General features: G+C 71.1%; 4 protein-coding genes. 1 reads left to right on the top strand and 3 read right to left on the bottom strand.

Annotated elements, in window-relative coordinates:
- Nucleotides 1-96: 96 nt before the first annotated feature.
- Nucleotides 97-729 (bottom strand): VOC family protein, encoded by a 633-nt coding sequence (locus tag VFF46_RS37815; RefSeq protein WP_325042083.1) that lies wholly within the window; start codon nt 727-729, stop codon nt 97-99.
- A complete protein-coding gene (locus VFF46_RS40725; RefSeq protein WP_325042082.1) occupies nt 726-1547 on the bottom strand; it encodes a DNA-formamidopyrimidine glycosylase family protein in 822 nt (273 codons plus the stop codon). Before VFF46_RS40725 ends, VFF46_RS37815 begins: the two co-directional genes overlap by 4 nt.
- A 37-nt stretch (nt 1548-1584) precedes the next feature.
- Here VFF46_RS40725 and VFF46_RS37805 point away from each other — a divergent pair, with 37 nt between their 5' ends.
- Nucleotides 1585-2523, top strand: a complete 939-nt coding sequence (locus VFF46_RS37805) for a helix-turn-helix domain-containing protein (RefSeq protein WP_325042081.1) — start codon at nt 1585-1587, stop codon at nt 2521-2523.
- Here VFF46_RS37805 and VFF46_RS37800 read toward each other — a convergent pair.
- The coding region (locus VFF46_RS37800) for a GAF and ANTAR domain-containing protein (protein ID WP_325042080.1) at nt 2520-3044 on the bottom strand (525 nt) is incomplete at its 5' end. The two genes, VFF46_RS37805 and VFF46_RS37800, sit on opposite strands and share 4 nt — an antisense overlap.

Here is a 3044-nt window from a genome sequence, read left to right as displayed (position 1 = left end):
CGTGGCAACCGGTCATCGAGCGAGTCGCCACGTCCCGCTGACACAGGCTGGGTCGCGGTCCTGCGAAGGCAAGGCGGTTGCCGGGCCGGGTTGTGGTCAGGGGAAGGTGATGTGGTTGCCGTCTGGGTCCTGGGTGGTGTGGCCGGTGCCGGTGAGGGCGAGGTGGTCGATCGTGGTGGTTGCTGAGGGCAAGAGTTTGACGGCGTCGACGCCGAGGCGGAAGGTGTCGTCGGCGACCTGTTCCATCCCGAGGTGCGTGCCGTAGAACTCGGCGGCGGCGTCGACGTCCGGTGCCGCGAGGCCGACGTACGACAGCGCCCGTACCGCCCCCGACGTGATCGGCGGCACCCGGAACTCCTCCGACCGCTGCAGCAGCTCGACGCGTACGCCGTTCGGGTCCGCGAGGAACGCGAGCCGGCCCTGCCCGCTGCCGGCCACCCGCGGCGACGAGAGCTCGGCGTACCCGAGCGCTATCAGCCGCGCGTAGTCCCCGTCGAGGTCGTCCGTCATGAACCCGACGTGGTTGAGCCCGTACGACGCCTCCGGGTCCGGCTCCTCATGATGCAGCAGCTCGACCAGCCCGGTCGCCAGCTGGATGTGCACCCGGTGCACCCGCGACCCGCTCATGAACAATCGGTCCACGACCTCCGCGCCGAGCCCGCCGTAGAACGCCAGGCTCGCCTCGAGATCCCGCACCCGACCACCGACATGATTCAGCTCGTAAATCATCTGCCAATCCTAGCAAGCGCTTTCCATCTCAAGAGGGCTGACAGCGTGTGCACCACGTCGTACCTCGGCCACCGACACGCGCATGCGAGAGAGTGGTCCCGCAGCGAGGGCAAGACCCGGACGGATCGTCGCGGCGACCGGTGAGCCAGCTCTTGCGAGGCGGAACCCGGCCGGCGGGAATCGACTGACGCAGCACGGTCCGCATGCGCCCATGCAGCCGACGGACATCCGCGGATCCGAGTTCGGAGCACCGGCGGCGCGGGATCGATCCGGGCCCGCCAGAGGATCTCGTCGGTGAGCAGGTTGCCGAGACCCGCCACGGTCGACTGGTCCATCAGCGTCGGCTTGAGCTGACCACGTCGTCCGGCCAGCCGCTCACCGAGCGCATCGGCCGACAGTTCGGTGGCATCCGGCCCGAGGCCGTCGAGCAGCTGGTCGACGGCCTCCCGGTCCGGTGCGAGGCGCAGACCCTGGAGTTTCCGCAGGTCGCGGTACCGTAGCTCGCCGCCGGCGAACCCGAACACCACGCGGTCGTCCCGGAGCCGCTGCCCGTCGTCGGTCCAGTCCAGCGACCCCGTCATCCCGAAGTGCAGGAGTACGGCGGGCTCCCGGCGCGACCCCGTCAGCGGTACGACGAGATACTTGCCGTGCCGCCACGGCCGGCGGAACCGGTGCCCGACCAGTGCGTGTCGCAGGCCGGTGGCGGTGACGCCACGCAGTACACCCGCGTCGAGCACCTCGACGCGCCGGATCGGGCGCCCGGCCGCGTGGTCGGCGAGCACCCGGCGGAATCCCTCGACGTCGGGCAGTTCTGGCATCTTCGCACTTGTACCCGGCGGCAGGCAGGATAGGCGTATGGAGCCGTTGCTGTTCGAGAGCCGGGACCTCGGCAAGACCGAGGACTTCCTGAACCGGGCGTACACGAAGATGCAGATCGGTGGCGGCGCCTCGGCGGTGCGGACCCGGATCGCGCGGTCGGCCGCCGAGTCGATCACCGTGGACCGCCTCGAGATCGGCTTCGAGATGAGCTACGACGCCGACCCGCTCGGCAAGATCTGCCTCTGCGAGGTCTACACGGGCAGCATCCAGGACCACGCGACCGACGGCTGGGAGGACGGTTTCCGGCCGGGTGACCTGGTGTCGTTCGCGCCGCCCGACCGCCCGTACGCCGGCCGCGTCTGCCGCTCGTCGTACTCGATCACGATGTTCGACCCGGCGCTGCTGACCCGGGTCGCGGGTGTCAGCCGGACGGGCAACGCCCCGGTCCGGCTGCTGGAGCACCGGCCGCGGAGCCGCGCGGCGGCGGCCCAGCTGTCGCGGACGATCGCGTACCTGGGGGACCAGGCGCTCCCGGACCCGGTCGTGCAGGCGTCGCCGTTGATCCTCGCGTCGCTCTCGCACCTGCTGGCGTCCAGCGTGCTCGCCACGTTCGCGCACACCGCGATGGCCGAGGAGCCCGGCCGGGACGAGCCGCCCTCGACGGTGAAACGAGCGCTTGCGTACATGGATTCGCACCTGGACCAGGCGATCAGCGTCGCCGACATCGCGTCGGCGGCCGGCGTCACGGTACGGGCGTTGCAGGCCGCGTTCCGCCGGCACCTCGACTGCACGCCGCTCGACCAGCTCCGCCGGCTCCGGCTGGCCGAAGTACGGGCGGAGTTGCTCGCCGCCGATCCGGCCGAGCGGACCGTCGCGGCGATCGCGGCCCGCTGGGGTTTCCACCACCACCGCCGGATGACCGCCATGTACCGCGACCTGTACGGCGAACTCCCGAGCACGACACTGGCGCGCTAGGGCAGCTTGCGGGTGTCGATCAGCTGCTGGGCCACGTCCCGGAGCTTGGTGTTCGTATCCTGCGAATACCGCCGCAGTACGGCGAACGCGCGGTCAGCGTCGATGTCGTACCGCTCCATCAGGATGCCCATCGCCTGACCGACGAGCTTGCGGGCGTCGACCGCTTGGGCGAGGGCCGCCTCCTTGCGTGCGGAGGCGAGGGCGACCGCCGCGTGCCGGGCGACGATGTGCGCGACCGCCACGTCGTCGGCCGCGAACGCGTCGGCGTCGAGGCTGTACAGGCCGAGGACGCCGGCGGCGCGCGGTGGTTCGCCGCGGGCCGCGAGCGGGATGTCGAGCACGCTCCGGACTCCGAGCGCGGCGACCTTCCCGGCCCACACCGGCCAGCGGTCGTCGGTGCTGGTGTCGCGGACCAGTACCGGGACCTGGTCGCGCATCGCGGTGACCAGCGGGCCGTTCTTCTCGTTGATCTGCAGTTCGTAGATCTCCGCGACGACCGGATCGGTGACCGCCGCGACCTC

It is taken from the genome of Kribbella sp., assembly GCF_035655035.1.
GTDB lineage: Bacteria > Actinomycetota > Actinomycetes > Propionibacteriales > Kribbellaceae > Kribbella.
This window is presented reverse-complemented; position numbering and strand designations above follow the sequence as displayed.